Annotated in this window: 25 protein-coding genes; 21 read left to right on the top strand and 4 right to left on the bottom strand. The window is 37.4% G+C overall.

What is annotated here, in order from left to right:
• Positions 1-640 precede the first annotated feature (640 nt).
• The 4 genes from MT489_RS06825 (at position 641) to MT489_RS06810 (ending at position 5,019) form a co-directional block, all read left to right on the top strand.
• Complete coding sequence (locus MT489_RS06825) at positions 641-1,528, top strand: VOC family protein (protein ID WP_244680788.1); 888 nt, start codon at positions 641-643, stop codon at positions 1,526-1,528.
• Between the two features lie 187 nt (positions 1,529-1,715).
• A complete protein-coding gene (locus MT489_RS06820) occupies positions 1,716-2,342 on the top strand; it encodes an NUDIX hydrolase (RefSeq protein WP_244680787.1) in 627 nt (208 codons plus the stop codon).
• A gap of 67 nt (positions 2,343-2,409) precedes the next feature.
• Positions 2,410-3,120 (top strand): DUF421 domain-containing protein, encoded by a 711-nt coding sequence (locus MT489_RS06815; RefSeq protein WP_244680786.1) that lies wholly within the window; start codon positions 2,410-2,412, stop codon positions 3,118-3,120.
• A gap of 99 nt (positions 3,121-3,219) precedes the next feature.
• Positions 3,220-5,019, top strand: a complete 1,800-nt coding sequence (locus tag MT489_RS06810) for a sialidase family protein (protein WP_244680785.1) — start codon at positions 3,220-3,222, stop codon at positions 5,017-5,019.
• Between the two features lie 238 nt (positions 5,020-5,257).
• Here MT489_RS06810 and MT489_RS06805 read toward each other — a convergent pair whose 3' ends face one another.
• Positions 5,258-5,422 carry a hypothetical protein gene (locus MT489_RS06805; protein WP_244680784.1) on the bottom strand — a complete coding sequence of 55 codons (165 nt, stop codon included), beginning with the start codon at positions 5,420-5,422 and terminating at the stop codon, positions 5,258-5,260.
• A gap of 187 nt (positions 5,423-5,609) precedes the next feature.
• Here MT489_RS06805 and MT489_RS06800 point away from each other — a divergent pair, with 187 nt between their 5' ends.
• The 8 genes from MT489_RS06800 (at position 5,610) to MT489_RS06765 (ending at position 15,050) form a co-directional block, all read left to right on the top strand.
• Positions 5,610-6,587, top strand: a complete 978-nt coding sequence (locus MT489_RS06800) for a sugar ABC transporter substrate-binding protein (RefSeq protein ID WP_244680783.1) — start codon at positions 5,610-5,612, stop codon at positions 6,585-6,587.
• Positions 6,584-8,050: a sensor histidine kinase gene (locus MT489_RS06795; protein ID WP_244680782.1), complete on the top strand. Its 1,467-nt coding sequence runs from the start codon at positions 6,584-6,586 to the stop codon at positions 8,048-8,050. The genes MT489_RS06800 and MT489_RS06795 overlap by 4 nt, the downstream gene beginning before the upstream one ends.
• Positions 8,025-9,566: a response regulator gene (locus MT489_RS06790; RefSeq protein WP_244680781.1), complete on the top strand. Its 1,542-nt coding sequence runs from the start codon at positions 8,025-8,027 to the stop codon at positions 9,564-9,566. Before MT489_RS06795 ends, MT489_RS06790 begins: the two co-directional genes overlap by 26 nt.
• A 63-nt stretch (positions 9,567-9,629) precedes the next feature.
• Positions 9,630-10,688 (top strand): sugar ABC transporter substrate-binding protein, encoded by a 1,059-nt coding sequence (locus tag MT489_RS06785; RefSeq protein ID WP_244681005.1) that lies wholly within the window; start codon positions 9,630-9,632, stop codon positions 10,686-10,688.
• Positions 10,689-10,778: 90 nt separating this feature from the next.
• Entirely contained in the window at positions 10,779-10,925 is a 147-nt protein-coding gene (locus tag MT489_RS06780; protein ID WP_244680780.1) for a hypothetical protein, read from the top strand.
• Between the two features lie 186 nt (positions 10,926-11,111).
• Positions 11,112-12,245 (top strand): sugar ABC transporter substrate-binding protein, encoded by a 1,134-nt coding sequence (locus MT489_RS06775; RefSeq protein WP_244680779.1) that lies wholly within the window; start codon positions 11,112-11,114, stop codon positions 12,243-12,245.
• A gap of 96 nt (positions 12,246-12,341) precedes the next feature.
• Positions 12,342-13,862: a sugar ABC transporter ATP-binding protein gene (locus tag MT489_RS06770; RefSeq protein ID WP_244680778.1), complete on the top strand. Its 1,521-nt coding sequence runs from the start codon at positions 12,342-12,344 to the stop codon at positions 13,860-13,862.
• Positions 13,863-13,874: 12 nt separating this feature from the next.
• Positions 13,875-15,050, top strand: a complete 1,176-nt coding sequence (locus MT489_RS06765) for a sugar ABC transporter permease (RefSeq protein WP_244680777.1) — start codon at positions 13,875-13,877, stop codon at positions 15,048-15,050.
• A gap of 172 nt (positions 15,051-15,222) precedes the next feature.
• Here MT489_RS06765 and MT489_RS06760 read toward each other — a convergent pair whose 3' ends face one another.
• Together MT489_RS06760 and MT489_RS06755 are read right to left on the bottom strand one after the other, a co-directional pair.
• Positions 15,223-16,626, bottom strand: a complete 1,404-nt coding sequence (locus tag MT489_RS06760) for a purine-cytosine permease family protein (protein WP_370876374.1) — start codon at positions 16,624-16,626, stop codon at positions 15,223-15,225.
• A 406-nt stretch (positions 16,627-17,032) separates the two neighbouring features.
• A complete protein-coding gene (locus MT489_RS06755) occupies positions 17,033-17,974 on the bottom strand; it encodes a phosphotransferase enzyme family protein (RefSeq protein WP_244680776.1) in 942 nt (313 codons plus the stop codon).
• Between the two features lie 499 nt (positions 17,975-18,473).
• On the opposite strand from MT489_RS06755, the gene MT489_RS06750 reads away from it, so the two are divergent.
• The 8 genes from MT489_RS06750 (at position 18,474) to arsC (ending at position 24,676) form a co-directional block, all read left to right on the top strand.
• Entirely contained in the window at positions 18,474-18,923 is a 450-nt protein-coding gene (locus MT489_RS06750) for a MarR family winged helix-turn-helix transcriptional regulator (protein WP_244680775.1), read from the top strand.
• Between the two features lie 85 nt (positions 18,924-19,008).
• Positions 19,009-20,394 (top strand): FAD-dependent oxidoreductase, encoded by a 1,386-nt coding sequence (locus tag MT489_RS06745; protein ID WP_244680774.1) that lies wholly within the window; start codon positions 19,009-19,011, stop codon positions 20,392-20,394.
• A gap of 63 nt (positions 20,395-20,457) precedes the next feature.
• On the top strand, positions 20,458-20,682 hold the full coding sequence (locus tag MT489_RS06740; RefSeq protein ID WP_244680773.1) for a hypothetical protein: 225 nt from the start codon (positions 20,458-20,460) through the stop codon (positions 20,680-20,682).
• Entirely contained in the window at positions 20,683-21,180 is a 498-nt protein-coding gene (locus MT489_RS06735; RefSeq protein ID WP_244680772.1) for an arsinothricin resistance N-acetyltransferase ArsN1 family A, read from the top strand.
• A 463-nt stretch (positions 21,181-21,643) separates the two neighbouring features.
• The gene (locus tag MT489_RS06730; RefSeq protein ID WP_244680771.1) at positions 21,644-22,258 is read left to right on the top strand and encodes a uridine kinase family protein; all 615 of its coding nucleotides are present in this window, start codon (positions 21,644-21,646) and stop codon (positions 22,256-22,258) included.
• Positions 22,259-22,572: 314 nt separating this feature from the next.
• Positions 22,573-22,917 carry an ArsR/SmtB family transcription factor gene (locus tag MT489_RS06725; protein WP_244680770.1) on the top strand — a complete coding sequence of 115 codons (345 nt, stop codon included), beginning with the start codon at positions 22,573-22,575 and terminating at the stop codon, positions 22,915-22,917.
• 16 nt (positions 22,918-22,933) lie between these two features.
• Positions 22,934-24,232 (top strand): arsenic transporter, encoded by a 1,299-nt coding sequence (locus MT489_RS06720; protein WP_280518534.1) that lies wholly within the window; start codon positions 22,934-22,936, stop codon positions 24,230-24,232.
• 24 nt (positions 24,233-24,256) lie between these two features.
• Positions 24,257-24,676, top strand: a complete 420-nt coding sequence (arsC, locus tag MT489_RS06715) for an arsenate reductase (thioredoxin) (RefSeq protein ID WP_244680769.1) — start codon at positions 24,257-24,259, stop codon at positions 24,674-24,676.
• Between the two features lie 79 nt (positions 24,677-24,755).
• Here arsC and MT489_RS06710 read toward each other — a convergent pair whose 3' ends face one another.
• Complete coding sequence (locus tag MT489_RS06710; RefSeq protein ID WP_244680768.1) at positions 24,756-25,511, bottom strand: DUF3888 domain-containing protein; 756 nt, start codon at positions 25,509-25,511, stop codon at positions 24,756-24,758.
• 110 nt (positions 25,512-25,621) lie between these two features.
• On the opposite strand from MT489_RS06710, the gene MT489_RS06705 reads away from it, so the two are divergent.
• The gene (locus MT489_RS06705) at positions 25,622-26,041 is read left to right on the top strand and encodes a hypothetical protein (RefSeq protein ID WP_244680767.1); all 420 of its coding nucleotides are present in this window, start codon (positions 25,622-25,624) and stop codon (positions 26,039-26,041) included.
• The last annotated feature ends 379 nt before the right edge of the window (positions 26,042-26,420 follow it).

The raw sequence follows: 26,420 nt of genomic DNA, 5'->3' as shown, positions 1-26,420 counted from the left end.
AAAATTCAACATATGGAAAATTTTTAGATAATAGTAATAAGTATTTATTACACATGAGACAATTGTTTAAAATAACAAAAAACAAAGGGAGAGGTTTAGTGGCTAGTCATTAACCTTATTAGATTAACTAATCTCTGAACACATTGAATAACTCATTGTGTTTTTTTATTTCTAGTAAATTCTGGGTATTTTACCAGAAACTTTCGTATGTATTCTGTTATCTTTTTCTGTTTTGTTAAAAATTTTTCTCAATAAGGGTTTCGATATTCAACCAAATCAATATATCCATATTGAGACGTTCTATATTAAAAGCAAAAACCATTGAAATGCCGGGAACTTTCACCAGATCATAGTGTTTTATCGCCAAGCGCTTCATCAATTTCCGCCAATGGCAATTCCTTTTTTGTTGAGATATTATTCGAAGTAGGTAGATTTTGGAAGAAATTTCTTCGAGTATGAAAGGTAGCATAGGTGTAGTAGGTTGTTGCGGCTAGTAAAGTGTAAATGAATGTGGGGGTTAAGATCTGTTTGAAATTCCTAATCTTGGTATAATACTAGTAACTAGAAGGTAGACTTGTATCAAATAGTAATCTTGTATTAATTGGAATAACAAAATTAAATCGTTATGAGGGAGGACATTATGCAAAAAATAGTCCCGCATTTATGGTATGACAAAGAAGCTAAGGAAGCTGCAATGTTTTATATTAGTTTATTTGACGGTTCAAAACTATTAAATGTGACAGTGATTGAGGATACTCCTTCCGGTGATTCAGAATTGGTAAGCTTTGAGTTAGCAGGGCAACGATTTCAAGCAATAAGTGCAGGTCCCTACTTCAAATTTAATCCTTCCATATCTTTGATGGTAGCATGTGAGACAATCGAAGAAGTAAATACTAAATGGGAGTCTTTAATAGAGGGTGGGACAGAATTGATGCCACTAGGCGAATATCCCTTTAGTAAAAGATACGCTTGGGTACAGGATAGATTTGGTTTGTCTTGGCAATTGATGCTTGTAGATAAGGGGCAGAGTGGTCAAAAAATATCGCCTAACCTCCTATTCTCCAATGATGTCTGTGGAAGAGCTGAGGAAGCAGTAAATTTCTATGTGGAGAAGTTTGAAAATTCATGGATGGAAATGATTAGTAAATATAATCCGGGTGAGGCGGAGTCATCAAAAGCAAAGGTGAATTATTGTTCATACAAACTTGAAGATATTCATTTTTCAGCAATGGATAACGCTTATAATGTGGATTATCATTTTAATGAAGCATTTTCATTTATTGTCAATTGTAAAGATCAAGAAGAAATTGATTACTTTTGGGACAGTCTTTCTTACGTACCTGAGGCAGAACAATGCGGATGGGTAAAGGATAAATTTGGCGTATCGTGGCAAATCATTCCGGATAACATTGATGATGTCTTGTTTAATGGCTCAAGAGATGAAAACCGCAGAGTTGCAGAGGTACTCTTTAAAATGAAAAAAATTGATTTAAAAAAGTTGGAAAATGCTCGACTTGAAAAACAGTAAATGGGATTAAGAAGGTATTTAGGATATGAAGCATTAAAAACAAAATATGTGATGTAACAACGAAACAGTCTGATAAAGTAAAATCAGGCTGTTATTTTAATGGGTGTTATTATTTCAAAGGGTATAAAAATTTTAAGTTATTCATGATACGATTAATAATATAACGCTGGAAGAAGAGGGATATTGTATGTTCGTGGATAAACTGAAAGAACGGATAAATCATAACCAAACCCTATTTATAGGAGAGGAAACTGCTTTTCGCTCAGCCGTTTTAATTCCATTAGTTCAAGTGGACCAAGAATGGCATGTCCTTTTTGAAGTACGTTCAGCCACTATGAGAAAACAGCCAGGTGATATTTGTTTCCCTGGAGGTAGAATCGACTCAACTGATCCGTCCCCATTGGCCGCAGCCTTACGTGAAACAAATGAAGAATTAGGTGTCGATCCAGAAACAGTTACTGTTTTAGGGCAATTAAGTCCTTATATTGCTTCTCCTTCATTTGTTATCTACCCATTTGTAGGAATCGTTGATTATGATCAAATCATTCATTCTTACAACTTAGTGGAAGTTGAGGAGGTATTTACGGTACCAGTCAAATGGCTATTGGATCATGAGCCCTATATGCATTTAGTATCCGTTCAACCAACACCGTCAGAAGACTTTCCTTTTGAAAAAATTATGAAAGGTACAGAGTATCAATGGAGAGCTCGTTCATTGGAAGAATGGTTTTTTGATTATGGGAAGTATACGATTTGGGGGATAACCGCGAGGATTTTAAAACATTTTATCGAAATGATAAAAAGTGATGTTTGAATAGAACTATAAATTATTTAAATCAAGGCTATGATATGACTATCAATTGTTAAATCGAGGTGTGAAAATGCCTGACCATATTGAAGTCATTTTGAGATCCATTATTTCTTTTAGTCTATTACTAGTTGGAGCCAGAATCTTAGGTAAGCAAACGATCGCACAAATGACCATGTTTGATTTTGTTGCAGCAATCTCATTAGGAGCCATTTCAGGTAATTTGGCGTTTAATACTTCTGTTAAGGTTCACCATATCATTATTGCTTTCACTATATATGTAGCCATTCTCTTTCTGATAGCCATTATTTCATTGAAAAATAGGAAAGGAAGAAAGCTGCTTGCTGGTGATCCGACAATCGTGATACAGAATGGTAAAGTGTTAGAACAGAATATGAAGAAGATGAGATATACGTTAGATTATTTAAATCAGCAACTAAGGGAAAAAGATGTATTTAATATTGACGAGGTTCTCTTTGCTATGGTTGAAACGAATGGGACGTTAACCGTTCAAAAAAAACCTGAGTTTAGAAATGTAACAAGACAGGATTTGATGATTGCCGTAACGCCCGAGCAGAGATTGCCAATCGAACTGATTATGGACGGCGATATCATTAAAGAAAATTTAAAGCAAAATAATTTAACTCTTTCATGGTTAGAATCAGAGTTAGAAAAGCGTCATTTAACAACACATGATGTTGTTTATGCCGTATTGGCTGTTAATGGTAATATGTATGTTGATACGTATAAGGATAATATAAAATCTCCAATTGATAAGGAATAATTGTAATTGATACATGAGTATATCGCCTTGCAACCCAATAAAATTGGGTTTACCTTTTTTTAAGCAGATTAATAAATAATTTTTGCGGGAGGGGAAAAAATGACCAAAGAAAATAAAACAACATGCATGATTTCAAAAGTAGGAGATATGGAGCAGGAAATTCAAGGCTCAACCTTGTATGCTGCTGCATCTGTTTCTTCACAATCCCCTGTGCAGCCTCCACTTATTGTCGCTAATCCCCCATCTGATAGTGGGCGTGGTTTAATTCGAGTCAGCGATTGTGAGATTCGCCATTACTCAGGTGATAAAAAACCGCTACACTATATCGTCAGCCGCGACAACGGGCTGACATGGAACGATGAGGAAGCGTCGGAACATTATCCGCCCAATTTCGGAGGTGTAGCGAAGGAATCGCCGGCTTTTACACGCAATCCTGATACAAACGAGTTTATGCGCATCCAACCTGCTGCAGATTATATATTCGTGAGCAAGAACGGGCTCGATGGATCATGGTCCGCTGTGACGACAGATGGTAAATTGTCATCTGATTGGGAGAAAGAGCGTGATGACTTGCTCTCGTTCAGTGGCATCCTTCGTAACCCTCTTTTCATTGATAATGGCAAGCGATTGCTCGTGCCATCTCATGACATGCGCAAAGGCACTGTTGTTCATATCTCTGATGATGGAGGTATGACATGGCATAAGTCAAAAAGTGTGGTGAACGTTCCGCCACATCAGATAGGCGCGGAGCATAAGGGAGTACGCTGGTATAATGCAGGGGTGGAAGCATCCATTGTTGAACTCAAAGATGGCAAGCTTTGGATGTTGCTGCGCACTTCACAGGATCAGCATTATCAATCGTTCTCGACTGACAAGGGAGAAACGTGGAGCAAAGCTGAACCATCACGTTTTTTCGGAACACTCACCATGATTACGATAGGAAAGCTTAAGGACGGCCGCCTGCTCGTGTTGTGGACAAACACGCATGCGTTGCCAGAGCTCAAGACCGCAGTGGATGACATGTGGGAGGATGTGTTCACTAACCGCGATTCGCACCATGCTGCAATTTCATCTGATAACGGCCAGACTTGGATAGGCTTCCGTGAGCTGATCCTTGATGACCATCGAAATCGTTCCGATTACGCCACGTACGGAGGACCGGAAGATCGCGGGATGCAACAAAGTGAGTTCGTACAACTCGATGAAAACCGTGTGCTTGTATCAATTGGCCAGCATAAGAATCACCGCCGTATGATGATTTTGGACACCCGTTGGCTATATGAAAAGACGCGAGTTAGCACGTTTTCCAATGGTTTAGATGACTGGACGCATCATACATACATCCCAGTAATTAAAGGACATGCTTCGTACAACCGTAAGCCCTCTGCATTGCTGGTGGCTCACCCTGAAAATCCCGAAGCGAAAGTTATGAAGATCTCGTTTCTGGACGATTTTGACTTGGTGAACGAGAAATCCGGTGCAGATTACCGTCGAGGGGGCGCCACATGGAATTTTCCTAATGGCGAAAAGGGACGTGTTAATCTTCGTTTTCAATTACCGGAAGGATCAGGTGGCGCAAGGGTTAGTCTTGCCGATCGGCTCTTTAACGCTTGCGATTCTGATATAACTCCGTATGCGCTGTACACTGTCAAATTGGAGATTAGAGAAAAACTCGGCTCGGAAACCTTACGTGCTGATACATGGTACAATCTTAGCATTTGTTGGAATGGCGTGACCAAAGGATCAAGCGCAGAATTACTGCTCAATGAAAAGCCAATAGGCATACTGCCTCTTAACAACGAAAGTCCGAATGGTGCTAGCTACCTACATATCATCTCTATCTCGGATAAACCTGATCCCGGCTTGTTCGTGGAAAGGGCTTCTGCTCATGTGGAATAAGTTCGGAGGAGTAAGATAATCCTCAATATCCCAATTGAAAAAAATTTAAAGTGACTTCCCGTGTTGGGGTATTGATATCAGTGGTAAACGGTAACAGAGAGTGTAGTATAAACATAGATAGGACAAAATGGGCCAGCTATGTAAAATAGTTGGCTTTTTGCATTTTATTTAGTTATTGTTTGGTAGTAGTATCACTCTTGTTAAACGTGTGAGTTAATTAAAGAACTTTATGATTGTGCTAATTATCTTTATTGGAAATATACTCTTTTATCTCATCTATCTTCTTATCTATCTCGTTTAACCTATTTTTTGTATAGTTAAAAAAGTGAGCCACTCTCGATATTAAATAAATAACAAGTACAAAAAATATAATATTAATCATAGCACCAACCGCATCAAACATACTCTGTCCTCCTAAGAGAATTAATATAAATATAAATTCTCTTTCTAATATCATTATCCTTCTTCAAATAAAACTGTCCTATAACATGACCTTTTTCAAAAGCAAAAGTTCTTCATCGTAATCTATGAAATTAAAATATTTGAGATATACTAATATGAGTGTTTCTAAGGAAAGGGTGATACATATCTTGCGTAGATTAGTGATTTTGATACTTGGGTTCGTTTGTGTCGTCCTTTTCTATTTTACGATTGTATCGGGAAGTAAGGTTTTTAAAACGGATTGGGAATCAACGGGAACGACCGAACAAGTGAAGACGAAGCATCGTCTCGTATTGATTACACAGGAGCTAGAGACCCCTTTTTGGGATAAGGTCGCAAAAGGTGCGTTGGAGCAGGCGAAGAATGAATCTGCTAGCCTTGAAGTTTGGGAAAGTTACGGGAATAACCAAGAAGACTTTTTGAAAAAAATTGAAATCGCTATCTATTCACAAGTGGATGGTATAATCGTGCAGGGTCTAGATACTGATGAGTTTAAAGCCTTGACGAAAATAAAAGCGGCTTCATATGGGATTCCGATAATTACAGTCGCAAATGATGTTCCGATGGAAGAAAGTCTAAGAAAGTCGTATGTAGGTTCCGACCAATATTTAGCTGGAAGAATGATTGGCGATCAGTTAATAGCAGATATGGGGACTAAAGGGGAAGTTGCGATAATGATTGACATCCAGCATCAATATTTCCAAGAACAGCGACTGAAAGGAATCAAGGATGTGCTGAAGAATTATCCAAGCATCCAAACCATCGAGGTCGAGACACATGATACGAGGGAACAAATTATAACAAACACAAAAGACGTATTGAACAAGAATCCGAATCTAGATGCTTTTATTGCGATTAATGCAGAGATACTTGGTGCGATGATCCAAGAGATTGAGACTAGGTCACAGATTGAGCCGTATTTTATTTATTCTTGTGATGATAATTACGAATCTACCTCGTTGCTTAAACAGGGGAAGATTGATGGATTCATAGAGCAGTCGCCGGAAGAGATGGGGACGATGAGTGTGAAGCTGCTTTTAGAATGGCTTAATAATGAGAAGGTCCCCCTTGATTTAAATGGGTATCAAACCGATATTCGGGTTGTAAAGGCGATGGATGTAAGATGAACAGTATTCAGAAAAAAATATTAGTGCTTGTCATTGCGGTTCTGTTTATAATGGCGGCCATTTGGATTTCACTGACCTACTACAATCAAAAAATGCAAAACCAGTACAATGATATTTTGGAGCGTTATTTGATTATGAACGAAGTGACGAGTGAAAGTCAGCAAATGGTTGCGGCCCTTAATAACTACTTAATTGAACCAACGGAAGTCAACTTGAAAGTGCTGAACATAAGTAAAACGAAGATTGAAAAGACTAAAGATAAGGTTTCAAAGTTTAGGAATAGTGATAATGACTTTGCTCTGACAAACTATGAGAATCTTATCGACAGTCTTGTAGAAACGACTAGTCAGTCCGTCTTAAATCGTACGGGGCAGCAAACGGAAGATTACTTGAGTGCCTTTTCTGAAGCGAGTCGGATTTCAAAATATATTTCCGAAATGACCCTGACGTTAATTGACACGGAGCTCAAAACATATGACCTTTTCTACCGGAACATGATCGATCGTTCGGAAGAATTGAGAATACTTGGGATGTGGCTTTTGCTTTTGATTACTCTGTTTTTATTGATATCGACTCATTGGTTTTCGAAAAGAATCACAAGGCCGGTCAATAAGCTGACAGAAGCGGCACATGAGTTATCAATGGGGCGATTTGATTTAAAAATTGAAGTGGATTCGAATGATGAAATCTCCTTTCTTGCTAAAACATTTGATAAGATGCGGATTAATATAAATAATTATTTATCTGAAATAAAACAGAAGGCACAGCTTGAAAATGAGCTGCAGCAAAGTAAGCTTCTTTTACAGGAAAGTCAGCTTCGCAGTCTGCAAAGCCAGATTAATCCTCATTTTCTTTATAATACACTGGACATCTTGTCTAAAAAGGCCTATTTAGAAGGGTCTGAAGAAACGAGTGATTTATTGGTCAGCGTTGCAGGGCTGCTACGCTATAACCTTAACAATCTAGAAGATTCGGCTACCCTGTTTGAGGAAGTACATGTTCTGAAGCAATACATAGACATTCAAAAAGCCCGATTTATCGATCGTCTGCAGTTTAACATGGACATTGATGATTCGTGTTTGGGAATCGAAATTCCTCGGCTAACATTGCAGCCTATTGTTGAAAACGCCGTCATCTATGCGATTGAGCCAGAAGAGGACGGTGGAAGTATCACTTTCCGCGCCAAAGATGAGGGCGATTGGGTGAGGATAGAGTTAGAGGATAGTGGTCCCGGAATGACAGAGGAGAAGGTAAAACAAATCCTTCGGGTGAATGTAAAAGAAACGAAAGGTCATTTTACGGGAATTGGAATTAGTAATGTTGTGAAGAGATTAAGTTTATTTTATGACTCAAATGATGTATTTGATATTGAAAGTAAGCAAGGGAGCGGAACGAAGGTTATTTTAAAAATACCAAAAACAAGGGGGGAAAAAGGAAATGAAACGACTCCTAATCGTGGATGATGAACAGATTGTAAGGGAAGGGCTGCAAGCAATTTTATTTAAAAATTTTCCCGACATGGAGATAGAGGAAGCCAAGAATGGAAAGATCGCGTTGGAAAAGGCAGAGTCATTTCGGCCAGATTTGGTTTTAATGGATATTAAGATGCCGGGGATGAGTGGACTTGAAGCAATCGAGATCATGAATCAAAAATACCCAAACACTAAGTACATCATGATAACGGCGTATGCGGAATTCGAGTATGCTAAATCGGCAATGAAGCTCGGTGTGAAGGATTATTTATTGAAGCCAAGTAAGGCAAGCGAGGTCGTACATACGGTTAGGAAAGTAATGGAGGAAATCGACGAAGAAAAAAAGTCCAGAGAGGAGCGAATTCTTCAGCGAAATGCTTTGGAAAAGGTACTAACGATTGTCGAAACCGATGTGGTCACACAGTTATTATTCGATCATGTACATGAAGTCCATTTGGACGAGCTGGTTGAAATGTTGGAGACTCCAACGACGAGCGAAAAGTTTGTAATGAGCATTTTATTGCCGCACGACTCTGAGAGCTTATATGCAGAAATCAAACATCGGGTACGAAAAGTTGGAAGTGCTTGGGTTGGGGCGTTATATGGAAGGCAAATTCCAATTATCGTATTTAGGCAAGAGGAGCATTCATTTCGCTCGCAGGCGATCACCCTTGCAAGGGAAATTTTATATGTGCCGAATAGGGGAGAGCGGGCTGGCTGGTTCATTGGAATTGGAAATGTCTGCAATTCCTTGGACAAAATCCGACAATCTTACCAAGAATCGTTGATTGCGACGAAGGATACGTCCATTCCTGTAAAATATCGTTTTTATTCAGATATATCATTAGATGATACGAGAATAGATGGATATCATTCTCGCAAACTAGAGAATAAATTTTTCGATCAGATTCGAAATGGGCAGTGGCAAGACATCATGAAAGAGGTCTCAGAGTTAATAGATCTGTTTGAGAATAAGGGTGTCCGCCTCATTGTAACACAACAACGCGTCCTCGAGCTTCTATGGATTGCCTCTCGGGTGTTGAATCAAATCGGAGTGGAGCCGGATACTCCTTTGTATTCCATTGAAATAAATGACTTTAGGCAATTGCGTACAGAGACGAATCATTTGCTCAACCGGATGTGGCAGTCCTATAGTGAGTACCTCAGCCAGGTGCAGGATGATACGATTAAACAGATTCGACAGTATATCGTTGAACACTCACACGAGGAAATATCTTTGGACAGGATAGCGCAAAAATTTGAACTAAGTCCTATCTATATTTCTAAGCTTTTTAAAGAACAGCTGGGTGTAAATTATATAACGTTCTTGACGGAATGCCGATTGGAAAAAGCAAAGAAATTGATGATGGACCCTGAAAAAAGCTTAAAGGAAATTACGTTCGATGTCGGGTATCAAGATCCAAATTATTTTAGCAAGGTTTTTAAAAGAATGTATGGTGAATCGCCGACAGAGTATCGGAAATCATTGCTGGGTGTTAAGGTATAACGAGATGGAAAAGCGGTGAAATGCATGAAACATACCTTTATAAAAGGATACATACTATTGTCTATGCTTGCGTTAATCATTTTGGTTGGAGCCTGCGAATATAAAAAGGGCCATTCAGATGATCAGGAAGTGAGTGGTGATGCGGCAGTAGTTGAGGAACCGAGTGAGAACCATACAGAAGATGACGATAAAATCACGATTGGTTTTTCCATGGATACGTTGGCTGAGGAAAGATGGTTGCGGGATCGGGAATTGTTTAAAGAAGCGGTGGAAGCACTCGGTGCCGAGGTGAAAATTCTCGCTTCAAAAGGAGACGATGCCTTACAAATCCTACAAGCAGAGACGCTCATTAATGAAGGCATTGATATATTGGTCATCGTCCCGCATAACGCAGAGTCAACTGCAATGATTGTTAAAAAGGCACACGCGGCGGGGATTAAAGTGCTATCCTACGACAGATTAGTTCGAAATTCTGAAATTGATTTGTATGTTTCGTACGATAATGAAATGGTTGGCGAGCTACAAGCGAAGGCGATAACGAAGTTGGTTCCAAAGGGCAAGTATGTGTATATCGGCGGTGCGGAGACAGATTACAATGCCCATCTACTTAAAAAGGGTGTTTTCAACATCCTCCAACCACTCATAGATAAAGGCGATATTACGATTGTCTACGACCAATGGACAAAGGATTGGTTCCCAGAATATGCTTTTTCAAGTATGCAAGAGGCCTTAAAAGCAAACGATAATAACGTGGATGCTGTTATTTCCGCAAATGACGCAACGGCTGGCAAGGTAATCCAAGCGCTTGCTGAACAGGGACTTGCAGGAAACATACCTGTTGCCGGTCAAGACGCGGATCTAGCTGCCGCACAGCGTATCGTAATAGGCACCCAAACAATGACCGTATACAAGCCATTAAAAGAACTTGCCGTACAAGCAGCAGAACTAGCAGTGAAACTTGCTAAAGGGGAAGAAATAGGAGTCGAACGAATTATCAATAACGGAAAAGCAGAGGTCCCCTCCATGCTCCTTACACCGATAGCCGTCGATCAAGGGAATATCGATGCGACAATCATAGCGGATGAATTTCATACTAGGGAAGAAGTGTATGGAAAGGAATAGGTTCTGAATGGCCACCAGCGTTTGTGAATGCGCTGGTGGCTTTTTGCGTTTTTGGGAGGAAGTTTTTGAGTTCGTTGGAGGGTGTGTATCGTGAACAAAATTGCATTTTTTGTTTTATTGCAAATCAAAGTAGAATTTAAGACGAAATTCGTTGTCTTCAGCGCATTTGTCCAATATGTGCGTTATGTTGGACAGTATTCCAAAATAGATGGTGTCATTTTCCATCATCCACTCTAAAATGGACAGACTCCCAAAGATCCTCACTCCTTCGTCCAACATCCCCAATTTCTTCCTTGAACTCCCAATCTTAAAAAAAGCCAGACGATGCTAATTTTTTACTATAAGTAAGCGTTTTTACAGATTGGTAGAGTTGATACTATTTTAAGTGTAAACAAATTATATAGATGCGAAAGGGGTTTCAATATGAAGAAGTTTAAGTTCATTCCTGCTTTGCTTTCGATTATGCTGCTTGCGTTTTTGGCAGTGGGTTGCAGCAAGGACAGTGCAGGGACAGGAGATAAAGGCGGTAAAAAAAGTGGAAAGATAAACGTTGGTATTGTTTTGCCTACGAAGGATGAGCCGAGATGGGTTCAAGACGAAACACGTTTCAAAGATGCGTTGAAAGACTCAGATTATTCAACTGAAATTTTATTCAGCCAAGGTTCCTCTGCAAAGGAAAAAGAAAACGTTGAAACGTTGATTAGTAAAGGGATTGAGGTTTTAATTATTGCTCCGCATGATGGACCAGCAGCAGGTGCGGCTGTGGCAGCTGCTAAAAAAGAAGGCATAAAAGTAATTTCGTATGACCGTCTTATTACAAATACGGACGCAGTCGATTACTATGTGACATTCGATAGCGTTGCCGTTGGTGAAGCACAAGGGCAATTTTTGATTGACCATGCGGGTGATGGCAAAGGTATTCCGCTATATCTTTACGCTGGAGCGGCATCTGATAATAATGCATTCCTATTTTTTGAAGGTGCATGGAAAGTATTGCAACCAAAAATCGCGGACGGTACTTTCATAATTGCGAACTCAAGTGAAGCAGAAGCATTAAAAGACAAAGCAGATCTTTCACGTGATGAATTGAGTAAGGTTCTTGGGCAAGTAACAACAAACTGGGATCCGAATGAAGCGAAAAATAAAGCTCAAACTCACTTAACTGCTGCGAGCGGAGATTTAAAAGGTGATGTTGTCATCCTTGCTCCAAATGACGGGACTTCCCGTTCGATTGCGGATGTATTCGGATCTGATCCAGACGTTTCAAATTATGTCATCACTGGACAAGACGCTGAAAAAGCTTCAATCCAATACATTATTGATGGTAAACAATCGATGACAGTATTTAAGGACGTTCGTACACTTGTGGCGGATGCAATGGGAATGGCTATTGACATTCTTGATGGCAATACACCTGAAACAACTGGTTCTTATGATAACGGAAGCATCGAAGTTCCAGCAAAACAAACAAACGTTATTGTCGTTGAGCAAGAGAATGTGAAGAGTGAACTCATTGACTCCGGTTACTACGAAGAGAGTGATTTCACTGGACTATAAAAACGTAAATAACTAGAGCGAGGCTATTGAAATAGTGATGGATGTACGTCTATCACTATTTCCCTTGTACTAGTTGTTTTGTTGAGGAGGAAAGACATGAGCGAATATATTCTTGAAATGAAACAGATTACTAAGGAATTTACAGGAGTCAAGGCGCTCAGTAACGTTAATTTCAAAGTGAAAAAAGGTGAGATACACTGTTTAGTTGGTGAAAATGGAGCCGGTAAGTCGACACTCATGAAAATACTTAGCGGTGTATACCCTTATGGTACATATGGGGGAGATATTGTTTTTAATGGCAATGTCCAGCAGTTTAATAAAATCAATGACAGTGTTGAAACAGGAATCGTCATTATCTATCAAGAGCTTGCTCTCTTTCCAGACCTCCCTGTTTATGAAAATATTTTTATCGGCAATGAAGTGAATCAAAAAGGGGTTCTCGATTTTAACAAAACGATCGTTGAATCAAAAAAATTGCTGGATAAAGTGAATCTAAAAGTTAATCCTGAAACATTGATTAAGGACTTGGGAGTAGGGAAACAACAGCTAATTGAAATTGCAAAAGCGTTAAGTAAGGATGTAAAACTGCTTATTTTGGATGAACCAACTGCGGCACTCAATGAAGACGATAGTGAAAATCTGTTGGACTTACTGCGCGAATTAAAAAAGCAAGGCATTACGTGCATTATGATCTCCCATAAGCTGAAGGAAGTCATTTCTATCGCGGATAAGGCGACCGTGATCCGAGACGGGGAAACGATCTGCACATTGGATGCTTCTAAGGGAGAAGTCAATGAAAGTGCGATTATAAAAAATATGGTGGGACGGGAAATTGACGATATTTATCCGAAAAGAGAGAAGAAATCTTTTGGTGATAAAATTCTCGAATTATCGAACTGGACAGCATATGATCCGCAACTCGGACGCAATGTCTCAAATGGTATTAACTTACATGTTAGAAAAGGTGAAATCGTTGGAGTTGCAGGATTGATGGGGTCCGGTCGAACAGAGCTTGCTCTTAGTATTTTTGGTAATTCAAAGTCTTATAAGTTGCAGGGGGATTTATTTGTAGAAGGACGCCCTGTCAATTTTAAACATACCGATGAGGCAATTAAAGCAGGGATTGCTTACGTTACGGAAGATCGTAAAGGAGACGGGTTATTCTTATTGCAGGATATAAAAAGCAATATTTCCGCTGCTAATTTGAAGGGGATTTCTTCGAATGGAATTATTAATGAAAATGAAGAAATCAAAGTGGCAGATCATTACAAAACTTCACTAGGCATTAAAACGTCATCGTTACAACAGTTAGTTGGTAATTTGAGTGGTGGTAACCAGCAAAAAGTATCATTAGGAAAATGGCTATTTGTAGGTCCGAAATTACTTATTTTAGATGAACCGACGCGTGGAATTGATGTTGGTGCTAAATTTGAAATTTATTCAGTGATGAATGAACTTATAGATCAAGGCATGAGTATTATTATGATTTCTTCAGAATTAGGTGAGGTGCTTGGTATGAGTGACCGCATCTATGTAATGGCCGAAGGTGAAATCAAGGGTGAGTTGTCGGCTGAGGAAGCGAATCAAGAAAACATCATGCAACTTGCTACGCAATAGGAGGTTAATTTTATGAAACTATTGAATGAAGCGAAGCATTTAATAAAAGATAATATTCGTGATTATGGGATGTATATTGCCTTAATTGTAATAATGGTGACCTTTTCCATTCTCACGGATGGTTTGTTTATGTCCTCAAGAAATATTAGTAATTTACTAGATTCTGCTGGGTATATTGCAGTTTTAGCTGTAGGTGTCATGCTCGTTATCGTGATTAGACATATTGACTTGTCGATCGGTTTCTTAGCTGGATTTCTTGGTGCGATTGCAGCGATTTTGCTTATGCACGTCGGTCTGCCAGTCTATATCGTTATCCCGATCATTCTGGTTCTTGGAATATTTGCTGGATCCATTACTGGATTTTTAGTAGCGAGAGTTGGAATTCCAGCGTTTGTTGCGACGCTTGCAGGATGGCTCATTTATAGAGGGGCTATTCTTTTAGCGACAGAAAAGACGGGAACGATCATTGTTAATGACAAAGCATTTAATGCTATCGGAAATGGATACATTCCCTCACTCGCGGTCATTAATGGAGTGCATTTATTATCTTTAATTCTTGGTGCATTGGCAATTGTGTTCTATATTTACAGTACGGTAGCGAACCGACGCAATAAAATAAAGTATAATTTTGAAGTAGTATCTAAAGAGATTTTTATACTGCAATTAATTTTTGTATCAGCAATTATCGGGTATATTACATGGATTTTAGCAAGTTATAACGGGCTATCTTGGACAGTGATTATCATGCTGTTAGTTGTGATGATCTATCATTTTATTACAACGAAGACAGTAGTAGGAAGACATATATATGCGGTAGGGAGTAACCCGGAAGCAGCACATCTTAGCGGAATCAATGTAAGTAAAATTACATTCCTTGTATTTGGATCAATGGGTATGCTTTCTGCATTATCTGGAATATTGTTCACTTCTCGTTTACAATCGGCGACAACGACGGCAGGTACATTATTCGAGCTTGATGCCATTGCAGCAGCATTTGTAGGTGGTGTTTCCGCAGCCGGTGGAGTTGGTAAAGTAACTGGAGCTATTATCGGTGCACTTGTAATGGCAACTTTAACAAACGGTATGAACTTGATGGGCGTCGGAATTGCCCCACAATACATCATCCGTGGCGGTGTGCTAGCATTAGCAGTTATTTTTGACGTAATGACACGGAAACAGAGAGCGTAATAAGACCTAATTGAAGAGAGAAAATGGGCCAGCTATGTTGAATAGTTGGCTTTTTACTTTTTATTTTGTTAGTGGTTGGTAGTAGAATCTTATTCTGGATTGAAAAGTACCTAACATTGAAAAATATAATAGATTAAAACACAAAAAACCCTCTAAAGTAGAGGGCAATTTGTTAAGCGATATATTCTTGTTTATCGATATCTTTGGCTTCTTTTTTAATATAGAATCTGCCTTTCGTAAAGATGGCGATGATAACAGTTAGTATAGCTGCAAGGACTGCTGCAAAGAAGGCTGCGGTACTTTGTAGGAATGTCCCCATAAAGCCTGATGCAGCAATGGTGCCTAGTACACTAGAAATGACGAGGGACCACACTCCGACTGGATTCCATTTATGCAAGTTATCTTGCCGAGCTTCATAATATCCAGGACCAATTTTCAAAAGTTTTTTTACGATCGTTGCATCTGTAACTAAGATTGACGCCCATGCTAATAGGAAAACTCCTTGGAACGTCATGACGGCTTCAAGGTAATCGACAATATTCATGAGCATTAAAACAATCGCGGATACCCCTGTAACAATGACCCAAAAACGTCTGCCAGGAGTAAATTTGAAAATGTTTTCAAAGAAATTCGATAACGACAAGGAGCCACTATAAATATTGGTCACGTTAATTCTAACCTGGGTTAGCACGGTAAATAAGGCGCCCCAAATGCCTAGAAGAAGGACGATATAGACTCCAGGATTAGGTTCACCAAGACGAACACCAAACCAGATTCCAAGACCTCCCATTACTCCGAAGCAAAAAATTTGTGGAATAAATCCAATCGCAAAGATGCCGATTTTATGATCTTTCGGTTTTAAAAAACGCGAATAATCAGATGCGAGAAGGGGAGTAAGTCCCATAATTCCGTGTTGCATTCCAATACAAAGTAAAAGGGCGGTTCCTCCTACGTGGACACCTTCAGGCATATAAGTCCAAAATACCCCATCGAAGCTTGATGGCTTCATCGCGGCCAGGATGATAGCTGCCAGTAAGAATAGAAAAAATAAAGGCAAGGACCATTTTTGTAATTTATCGAGTTGTTTTATTCCAAACCAATTTAATGGAATAACGATAGTTCCGAAGAAAAGAATGAGTGCCCATTTGGGGATTGAGGGGAAGAATTCGTGTACAGCTGTAACTAATATTAGTCCTTCCAATGCACAATACATAATAAAGTTTGTTGCGTAAATAAATGAGGTTAAGGATGCTCCAATATATCCAAATCCTCCGCCTCTTGATAGGAGGTTAACATTCATCCCCGATTTTGCGGATAAGTGGGCAATGAACGTTCCGAGAATTCCTGCAACAATAATGGCATAGACCGCGGAAATGATAGCATTAACTGCGCCAAATTTAAGCGCCATTACACTACCCATTTGAAAATAGAAGATGGCAGTGGCAATTCCAAATGTAATATTGGTAATACTCATCCACCCCATGTTTCTCTTGTGGCGGGGAACACGATCTAGTGAATAGTCATCCCCTAACTTTTGGTTGCCTTCTTTGTAATCTTTAGTTGTAGTCAAATCCAATATGAATCATCTCCTTTTTTGTGTATGTCTTCACATAGTGGACTTAAACAGCCTCTTCACAAAAAATGCAACGTTTTAATGTTATCAAAATATTATAAGTTACTCAAATTCCAATTTTCTGTAAGTTGTAGAATGAGTCTTAGCATTACCTAGCTGACCCACCATATGCTCCGTCTATCGCAATATTCCTCTTAAATGCTAGGGGAAACCTTTTTAAAATCTAGAAAATTAAAGAATAAATGATGATAAAAACGAAAGATTTATTAAATTAGGACATTATAAAGATCAGACGAGCACAAAAATCCCATTTTCTTATAGTGATTTCACTGTCCTAAAGTTTAGGTGCACTACCTAAAACCGGGGATATCCACAATAAAGAATGGTTTTTGTACTCGTCTGATTTTGTTTATTGAATTTTTAAAATGGAGTGATTATGTTCAATTCGTATTCTAAAATGGTTCATGATTCGTATTTGTTCTTCAGTTAACTTCTCTTTATTCCAGTACATATGCATTAAGTTATATTCGAATATTTCCTTTAATTTAATAAACAGAGGAAGCTTATCTAACATATCTGGAGATAATTCATTTTCCTCCTGATACCCGTCGATTATTGCTTTTGTGATAGAACGCCCATAGTCAACGATATTGCCATTCCCAACAAACGAATATTCTAATGCACTATAGATTGGAACGGCTAAATCAAAAATATAAAAATGTTTCTCACAATCTTGGAAATCTATCATAGTAAATTTCGAATCGCTATCAACCAATATGTTTTCTAACCATAAATCACCGTGAAGCAAGCCATAGGTTGAATGACATTTTGGCAACTTTTTTATAGTAGATAAAACCTCATTAGCAATTTCTCTAATACTGCTCTCTTCTTTAGGGATATATTTAAGAAATGCATATTCCTCATTATCATACCAATCGTTGATATATTTAATCGTCTCTATTTCTTCAAATTTCTTTGATAAACGATGTAATCTACCAATTTGTCGACCCAATTCATTAAATACACTGGCATTCCATTGATTTTTCGGTAAGTGTATCCCAGAAGCGCCTTTATATAAAACAGTCAAAAATTCCTTGTCTAGCATTATCTTTTCTACTAAATTACCGTTTTTAGAAAAGATTGTTGGTGACACACCAAATCCTTCATTATATAAAAAGTTTGTATAAGTAACTTCTTCTAACTGCTCATCATATGTTTTATAGTTCGTTATTCTAGCGAAAAAGATACCTTGTTCTGCAATACATCGATATACTTCATTGGTTACTGGTTCAACTTTAATAAGATCCACTGGATATAATTTATTTAATGATTCTAGTATTTTGTAATTCATATAGATATTCTCCCGACAAAAATAATAAGTTCATCATTTTGAAATCTAGATTTTTGTTAACTCACTTTGGACAATATTTTGGGACTCACTCAATTACGATCATAACATAAATATCCAGATTTGTTTGAAAACTTTATTATCCAATAAGATCCTTATTAGAGAGAAGACTCTTTTATTTGAAGACGGTTATTATGACGTTCGGATTTAGATTGTTGGAAACGGAATTAATAGGAATTTTTGATCTCAATAATCAGAGAAAATACTTCATTGAGATCAAAAATGGAGTAGATTATGATAAAAGAAAACATATCGTAAAAATACGATATGTAAATAAACGAAAGGAGTTCAACATTTGATTAATGAGGAAATCTTGAGCTCTTTAAAATTAAAATGAAAAGTTAAATCTTAAAAACTTTTTTTACTAATCTTGGTAGCAATGAAAAACATTAGTTGCACTTTGCAAGTAAAGTAAATATAATGTGATTATGAGGTGAAAATAATGGAAAATCTCCGTGGAATGTTTCAAATAATGACACGCCGATTTGGTTTACTTAATAAAAACTGCTGTACTGTTGGTGGATGCGATCTTTCCCTCATTCAAAGCCACATCCTGTATGAGATTGATAATCAACATAAACCATCCATGCAGCAGATAGCAGAAACATTAGGAACTGATATTACTACTTTTAGCAGGCAGGTTCAATCGCTAGTAAAAATGAACTTAATTAAGAAAACACCAGATCCTAGTGATAAAAGAATTAGTATTCTGTCTCTGACTACTGAAGGTAAGTATATTGCAACAACCGTAGATCAACAAATGAATGCATTTTTAAATGAGGTTTTTTCTCATATGAATGACTTTGAAAAAGAAACCGTTGTCCGTTCCATTCAATTATTAAATAATGCTATGGCAAAGTCTAATGCATGTTGCAAGCCACTGCAGGGGTGATTCCCCGGAATTAATACTTGCATATTGCAAGTATTAATGATTTATTAAAGATAAAAAACTAATTTCAAAGAAATGAGGAGAGAATATGACTGCTTTGAATGATAATATCCAAGGATGCTGTAGCCCAAGAAAAAATGATTTAGAAAACAAAAATGTACCGAATAAGGAAATTACTAAGCAATTGCCTGTAGTTATTATTGGAGCTGGACCGGTTGGTTTAGCAGCAGCTGCACACTTAGCAAGCAGTGGGCAATCGTTTATTTTATTGGAGGCAGGGATCGAAGTAGGGGCCAACATCAAAAGTTGGGGACATATTCGGTTATTCTCGCCATGGCGATACAATATAGATAAAGCTGCTATGAACTTATTAAATGACAGTGGTTGGGTTCAGCCAGAACTAGAAAATTTACCGACTGGGCAGGAGCTTGTTGAACAATACTTGAAGCCACTTTCTAAGGTGGCAGAAATTCAACCTTTCGTTTACCTTAATACGAAAGTTTTATCTATTGGTAGAAAAGACTTAGATAAAATGAAAACTGCAAATAGAGAAAATGTTCCTTTTGTTATCCATTCTGAAAATAATGGAGAGTACAGATCATTTGAAGCTAGGGCAGTAATAGACGCTACAGGTACATGGGGAAATCCTAACCCTGCTATTTCAAGTGGGGTTTGGCTTGCTGATGAGAAATCCCTCCAAGAAAAAATATACTATGGAATTCCCGATATTTTAGGGAAGGAACAACAACGTTATGCAAACAAACGTATAGCTGTTGTTGGAGGCGGCCATTCAGCTATAAATACCTTATTAGATTTGGCTAAATTGAAAGAGTCCTACCCTGAAACTGAAATATTATGGATTATGAGAAGACAGAGAGTTGAAGATGCATATGGCGGGGAGGAAAAGGATGCGCTTGAAGCTCGTGGCCTTCTCGGCAGTAGAATTCACCATATGGTAGATAGCCGACAAGTTAAAGTAATTACGCCATTTCATATCCAATTAGTTCGGAAATCAGAAGAGGGTATTGAATTAATAGGCAACCAAAACGACAAGCAATTTAGACTGGATGGAATAGATGAAATGATTGTAAATACAGGAAGCCGTCCCGATTTTTCAATAATAAGTGAACTTCGTACTTCTATTGATTCTGCTACTGAAAGTGTAAAAGCGTTAGCGCCATTGATTGACCCTAACATTCATAGTTGCGGCACTGTTCGTCCTCACGGTGAAAAGGAAATAAGACAGCCAGAGAAGGATTTTTATATCGTAGGTGCCAAAAGTTATGGCAGAGCCCCAACCTTCTTAATGGCAACAGGATATGAACAGGTTAGGTCTGTAGCTGCATATTTAAGTGGTGATTTGAATGCCGCTAAGAAAGTAGAGTTAGACTTGCCAGAAACGGGTGTCTGTAGCGTCAATTTAACTAGTAAAAGCTCATGTGATGGACCTGCATCTGCTTGTTGCAATTATTAAAACACCTTCCAAAAAAGGGGAGCGCGTGCTTCCTTAAAATTTTTATTAAAAGGTGAGTGTAAAATGGTTATTAATCATGGTGGATCGCTCAAAAAGGAATATTTCATTTCTTATATGAAATTAATCATGAATGCTTTTGGTTGTACAGTTGAGGAAGCTAAAGATAAAACCTTTGAACGGCTGTTTCGTTTTCAGGAAAATGAAATGGGTCAGCAAACGTACAATCAGTTTCTCCTGGCATATCAAGAAATAAAGAACAATTATACTTATTGTTGTGGAGGAAATTAAATGATAAGAGAAGCAATCGTTCGTGGAGCCAGAGAGACAGACTTAGAATCTATTATGGAAATTTATAACCAAGGGATAGAAGATCGGATAGCCACGTTAGAAACAGAGGCTAAAGATATTTCATATATGGCAGAATGGTTCAAGCAGCATCAGAACAGATATAGTGTAGTGGTTGCAGAAGAAGGAAATAAAATAATTGGATGGGCTTCTTTAAATCCATATAATAGCCGTTGTGCTTATGATGGGGTGGCAGATATTTCAGTTTATATTTCTAGGAAATCAAGAGGGAAAGGAGTAGGTGGTAAACTGCTTTCTACTATCGAAATCACAGCAAAAGAAAATAACTTTTATAAGCTGGTTTTATTTACTTTTCCATTTAATCGTTTAGGGCAAGGACTATATAAAAAAATGGGTTTTCGTGAAGTGGGCATTTTTGAAAACCAGGGTATTTTAGACGGGGAATTTGTTGATGTCATGGCAATGGAGAAAGTTCTATAACTTATTTCTAATTAAAGTACTCCTAATATCTAGCCACCTTTGTAAAATGACAATAAAGATTAATTACAAATACAGTCGTTTAATTTCCAATAAAGTGATTAAAAATTCCCGTTCTGCTTTTCAACAAACGGGCATTTTAATCGAACAAGGGGAACGAGCTAGTTAAAAAGTTAATTTTTTGTAAAAATACCCCTCCCTTGTTAAAATAAATAGATTGGGGATATTGAAAGGGGATAAAGATTCGAGATGTGGAAGAGCTTGTAATGATTAGAAATTGAATAAGCTATTTTTTACTCTCTTCAAGAGAGTTTATTTGACTATTTATAATCATTCAAGGACTGCATTTTTGGCTCAAAAATCCTAGCTAGAGGATGGGTGCTTTTTGTGCGTCTTTCTCTTTTGAAGGGAACAATCATATCTCCTGTGGACCTTATTTATGCGTCCTTCATTTGGAGGGGCTAATTTGAAAAACAATCGTTCATTTTACAACTTAAAGGAATCTGCTCAATCTATCGTACTTACAATTAACCAAGGCTTAAAAAATCGTAAAAGTCCTTTGGTGGTGTCTTTCGATGGTGGGAGTGGTTCAGGAAAATCGACGTTAGCATCTGAAGTAGCTTCATCTGTAGAAGCAACAATTATTCACTGCGATGATTTCTTCGCAGTAGAAATACCTGATTATGAATGGGATATTTACTCAGTTGAAAAGAAGTGTCGTCTATGTATTGACTGGGAAAGGGTACGTGCTGAAGCATTGCTACCTTTACTTGGGGGCGAAAAAGCAGAATATCATCCTTTTTCATTTTCAACTATGAATGGTTTATCATCTGACGTGGTTGTATTGGAACCTTCAAAGGTAATCATTTTAGATGGAATATACAGTTCACATTGGTTATCCGATTTGACTAATCTTACTATTTTAGTAGATGTAGCTCCTGATATTCGGCGTAATAGGCATAATCTTAGGGAGGGAACTGAAGATAGAGAATGGCATTTGCGATGGGACCCAGTAGAGGACTATTATTTTTCTGTTCTACGTTCTCCAGATTCATTTGATTTGGTGGTTGTGAATGAATGACATGACAATATTCAGTTAACGGGCGCCATTACAGAATAACTTTTATATCTAAACGACTATATTTTTAAGTGCAGTAAAGTAATCCATATCAAAAATAACCATTTTATTTTAACCCCATGCTGATGTTAGCATGGGGTTTTCCGTGGTTGAGGTTAAAATTATATAACCGTATTGTCATTTATCATCATTAATTAATTAGAAATTCTAAAATGAGTATCCTATATATAAAGATTTTGTAAATAAGGATAAAAGTATTTACTTATATAAGGATATTATTATATATTAATGTTCGTTGAGGCGGAGGTGAACGCAGGATGAAAACATCCATAGTCGAAATTGATAAAGCAGCAGCCATTTTAAAATTATTAGGCGACAAAACACGATTAACTATGGTGGCAATGTTATATACAAATGATTGTTGTGTGTGTGAGTTTGTGGCGATTTTTAAAATGAGTCAGCCTGCAATAAGCCAGCATATTCGAAAATTAAAAGATTCGGGTATGGTAAGTGAAACCAGGAAAGGACAATGGATTATTTATTCCTTAAATAAGGACAGTGAGTATTATCCAATCGTACAAGACCTGCTGGCCCATCTACCAAGCCAAGATTATAAACTAAAAGAACTAGAAGAACAGGGTTTACGTATTTCGTGTGACTAGATGGAGGATATAAAAAATGACATCAATTGTTTTGGCATCAGTAATCTTTTTGCTCACACTTACACTTGTTATATGGCAGCCAAAAGGACTATCAATTGGATGGTCTGCATGTGGTGGAGCAATTTTAGCTCTTATCGTAGGTGTTGTAGATTTTAAAGATGTCATAGATGTAACATCGATCGTTTGGAATGCCACTTTGACTTTCATAGCAATCATTATTATTTCTCTCATCTTAGATGAGATTGGATTTTTTGAATGGGCAGCCTTACATATGGCAAGAGCGGCAAAGGGTAATGGAGTAAAAATGTTCGTCTATGTTTCCATTCTGGGAGCGATAGTCGCTGCATTTTTCGCGAATGATGGGGCAGCACTGATCTTAACACCGATTGTTCTTGCCATGGTGAGAAACCTTAATTTTAATGAAAAAATGGTTTTTCCTTTTATCATTGCGAGTGGATTTATTGCGGATACAACATCACTGCCATTAGTTGTAAGTAACTTAGTTAATATCGTATCTGCTGACTTTTTTGGAGTAGGTTTCGTAGAGTTTGCCTCAAGAATGATGATTCCGAATTTCTTTTCTTTGGCTGCTAGTATTATTGTCTTATATCTATATTTCGGAAAAAGTATTCCAAAGAATTATAATTTATCGCATTTGAAAGCCCCAGTTGAAGCGATTCGTGACAATAAAATGTTTACACTATCATGGGTTGTTTTAGGAATATTATTGATAGGCTATTTTGCAAGTGAATTTATTGGGGTGCCTGTTTCTTTCATAGCTGGGATAGTCGCTATATTTTTCTTGTTCATGGCAAAAAGAAGCTCAGCTGTTTATACGCGTACTGTTATCAAAGGCGCACCGTGGGCAATCGTTTTCTTTTCTATCGGAATGTACGTAGTAGTTTACGGTCTAAGAAACGTAGGGCTTACAAATGTTTTAGCTGATTTAATCCAGCAGACGGCAGACCAGGGACTATTTTCAGCAACAATCGGTATGGGATTCATCGCTGCAATCCTTTCTTCTGTAATGAACAATATGCCAACTGTTATGATTGACGCGCTTGCTATTGCAGATACGGATACAAGTGGCGTTATTCGAGAAGGACTAATTTATGCTAATGTCATAGGTTCTGATCTAGGGCCAAAGATTACGCCGATTGGTTCCCTTGCAACTTTACTTTGGCTGCATGTATTGTCTCTTAAAGGAGTTAAAATCTCCTGGGGAACGTATTTCAAGACGGGAATTGTTTTAACCATTCCAACCTTGTTCATTACATTGGTGGGTCTATATATTTGGCTACTTATCATTTCATAAATTACTTAATAGGAGAATCTCAACATGTCTAAAAAAACAATCTACTTTCTATGTACAGGTAACTCTTGCCGCAGCCAGATGGCAGAAGGATGGGCAAAAAAATATTTAGGTGACGAGTGGGTAGTGAAAAGTGCTGGACTTGAAGCACACGGATTAAATCCGAATGCAGTGAAAGCAATGAAAGAGGCAGGTATCGATATTTCAAATCAAACATCTGATGTGATAGATCCCGAAATATTAAATAATACAGAATTGGTCGTAACCCTTTGTGGTCATGCAGCGGATAATTGCCCGGTAACACCTCCACATATCAAACGTGTTCACTGGGGATTCGATGACCCTGCCAAAGCAGAAGGAACAGAAGAAGAAAAATGGGCGTTCTTTCAGCGTGTGCGTGATGAAATTGGTGAACGCATCAAGACATTCGCTGAAACTGGAAAGTAAATTAATTGCCAAGAGAAAACTCTCTTGGCTTTCTTCATTTTACATAAATAAAAGCATTTTATTATTCGCGACACTAGACCTATAGGTCCCATGCATACCATAGTAATTTATAATTCATTTTCTTACCTTGTTTACTATTTTTATCTGTTACTATCCAATTACCATCTTGCTTTTGTACTTGATAAATTACATTTGTACCATCAGACTTTTTAAAGAGCATATAACCTGTGTCTCCTTTTAAAAAGGTTACAGGGTCTATAACATTTTTGTAGGGTATCTTTCTCTCAGGAAGCAAAATGTTGGTTACTATTTCTTCTGCAATATTAAAAAGGGATTTAAATTCACTATTTATTTCTGCTTTGTATTGCAACTGATTGTATGTATAAGAAGAATAAGCCTCTAAATTTAAATTAAAAGACTGTTTTATATCTGAAAGTGTTGCTTTATAAAATTCATATATTTCTTTTTCTACTTTATCTCCCACATGTTTAAAACTAATTGTTTTAACTCCAAAAGGACTAATGTTAAAAGTCATTGTTTCCTTACCATAAGGAGGGTCATGTGCATGTTCAAATGTTTTGACTTGGACTTTTGCAATAAAGCTAAACCCACCCTCATGCTCTCTGATAATTCTCAAAATCTTAGCATCATATAAACCATATTGCTTATGATAGCCATAATAATTAATAATTTCCTTTTCAATAGAGGGTTCAAGTGTAGTAATTAATGTATCATAAAGGAGTTTGTAATCGGGTTTCTTACTATGAACATAAGTATTATTTGGGATAACCAAAAACGTTATTGTAGCAATTAAAATATAAGCTATTTTTTTCATAGGGTATTATGCCTCTCTAAAATATTTCTTCATATATAACTTGTGCCAATAAAAGCAAATTATCTAAAGTTTTTAAATGAAATGGGGTAAAACTATCCTGAGGTGAGAACATGAGAAAAATCCTAACGCCCATTTTATTACTGCTCTTTATCTTTCCAACGGTATCCTTAGGTGCAAAACTTTATGGCTCAGAATGTCCAAATACTGAAATATTGTTGAAAACTAATGAGAAAGACAAAGATGAGCTTGTTAAAGCCTTGAATGAGATCATTCCGAAAGTATATGGATCAAGTCCTGATTATAAGGAATGGAGAATTGAGGTGATAAAACCCATGCCTCGTCTAACTGGGTTTGAGGAGAATTACTATAAAATGGCTATTAACTTCTGTGGAAAGAGAGTAGCAGACCATTCTTGGTTTGTTAGGTTAAGGTTCCCTAGATTACTTCCAGCTCAGAGTGCATCACTTGGGGAGTTGTATATTGTTAAAGAGAAAAATAATAAATGGTTTTCTTGGTTTCAATATCATTAAAAATTGAACAAATCAAAAGGGAGAGGTATTTTACCTCTTTTTTGTTTTTATCTAAATTTTGCAATGTAAGGTGATATATGAGCAGGTGTCATAGTGAGAATATATAAATCCTCCTCGATAATCATTGATATTTTTAGCATGTTATCGTTTTATGTCCTTATAAATATTAGATAATATTTGTTATTCAAGCGATAACCTTGTTTTTAGTATGTTCATAAAACCTTAATAGACGTACTCCCCACCTTTTACCAACTTCGCCATAGATTTTCTAACTATTATATAATGGAAATATTTAATTCTATAAGTAATAGTGGTAAACTATAATAATATAAGAATATAAATCATACAGAAAAGGTAGGAAATAACCTTTCTGAAAAAA

It is taken from the genome of Lederbergia wuyishanensis (assembly GCF_022900255.1).
GTDB lineage: Bacteria > Bacillota > Bacilli > Bacillales > Bacillaceae_C > Lederbergia > Lederbergia wuyishanensis.
The sequence above is the reverse complement of the archived record's forward strand: the minus strand, read 5'-3'. Positions and strand labels throughout refer to the sequence as shown.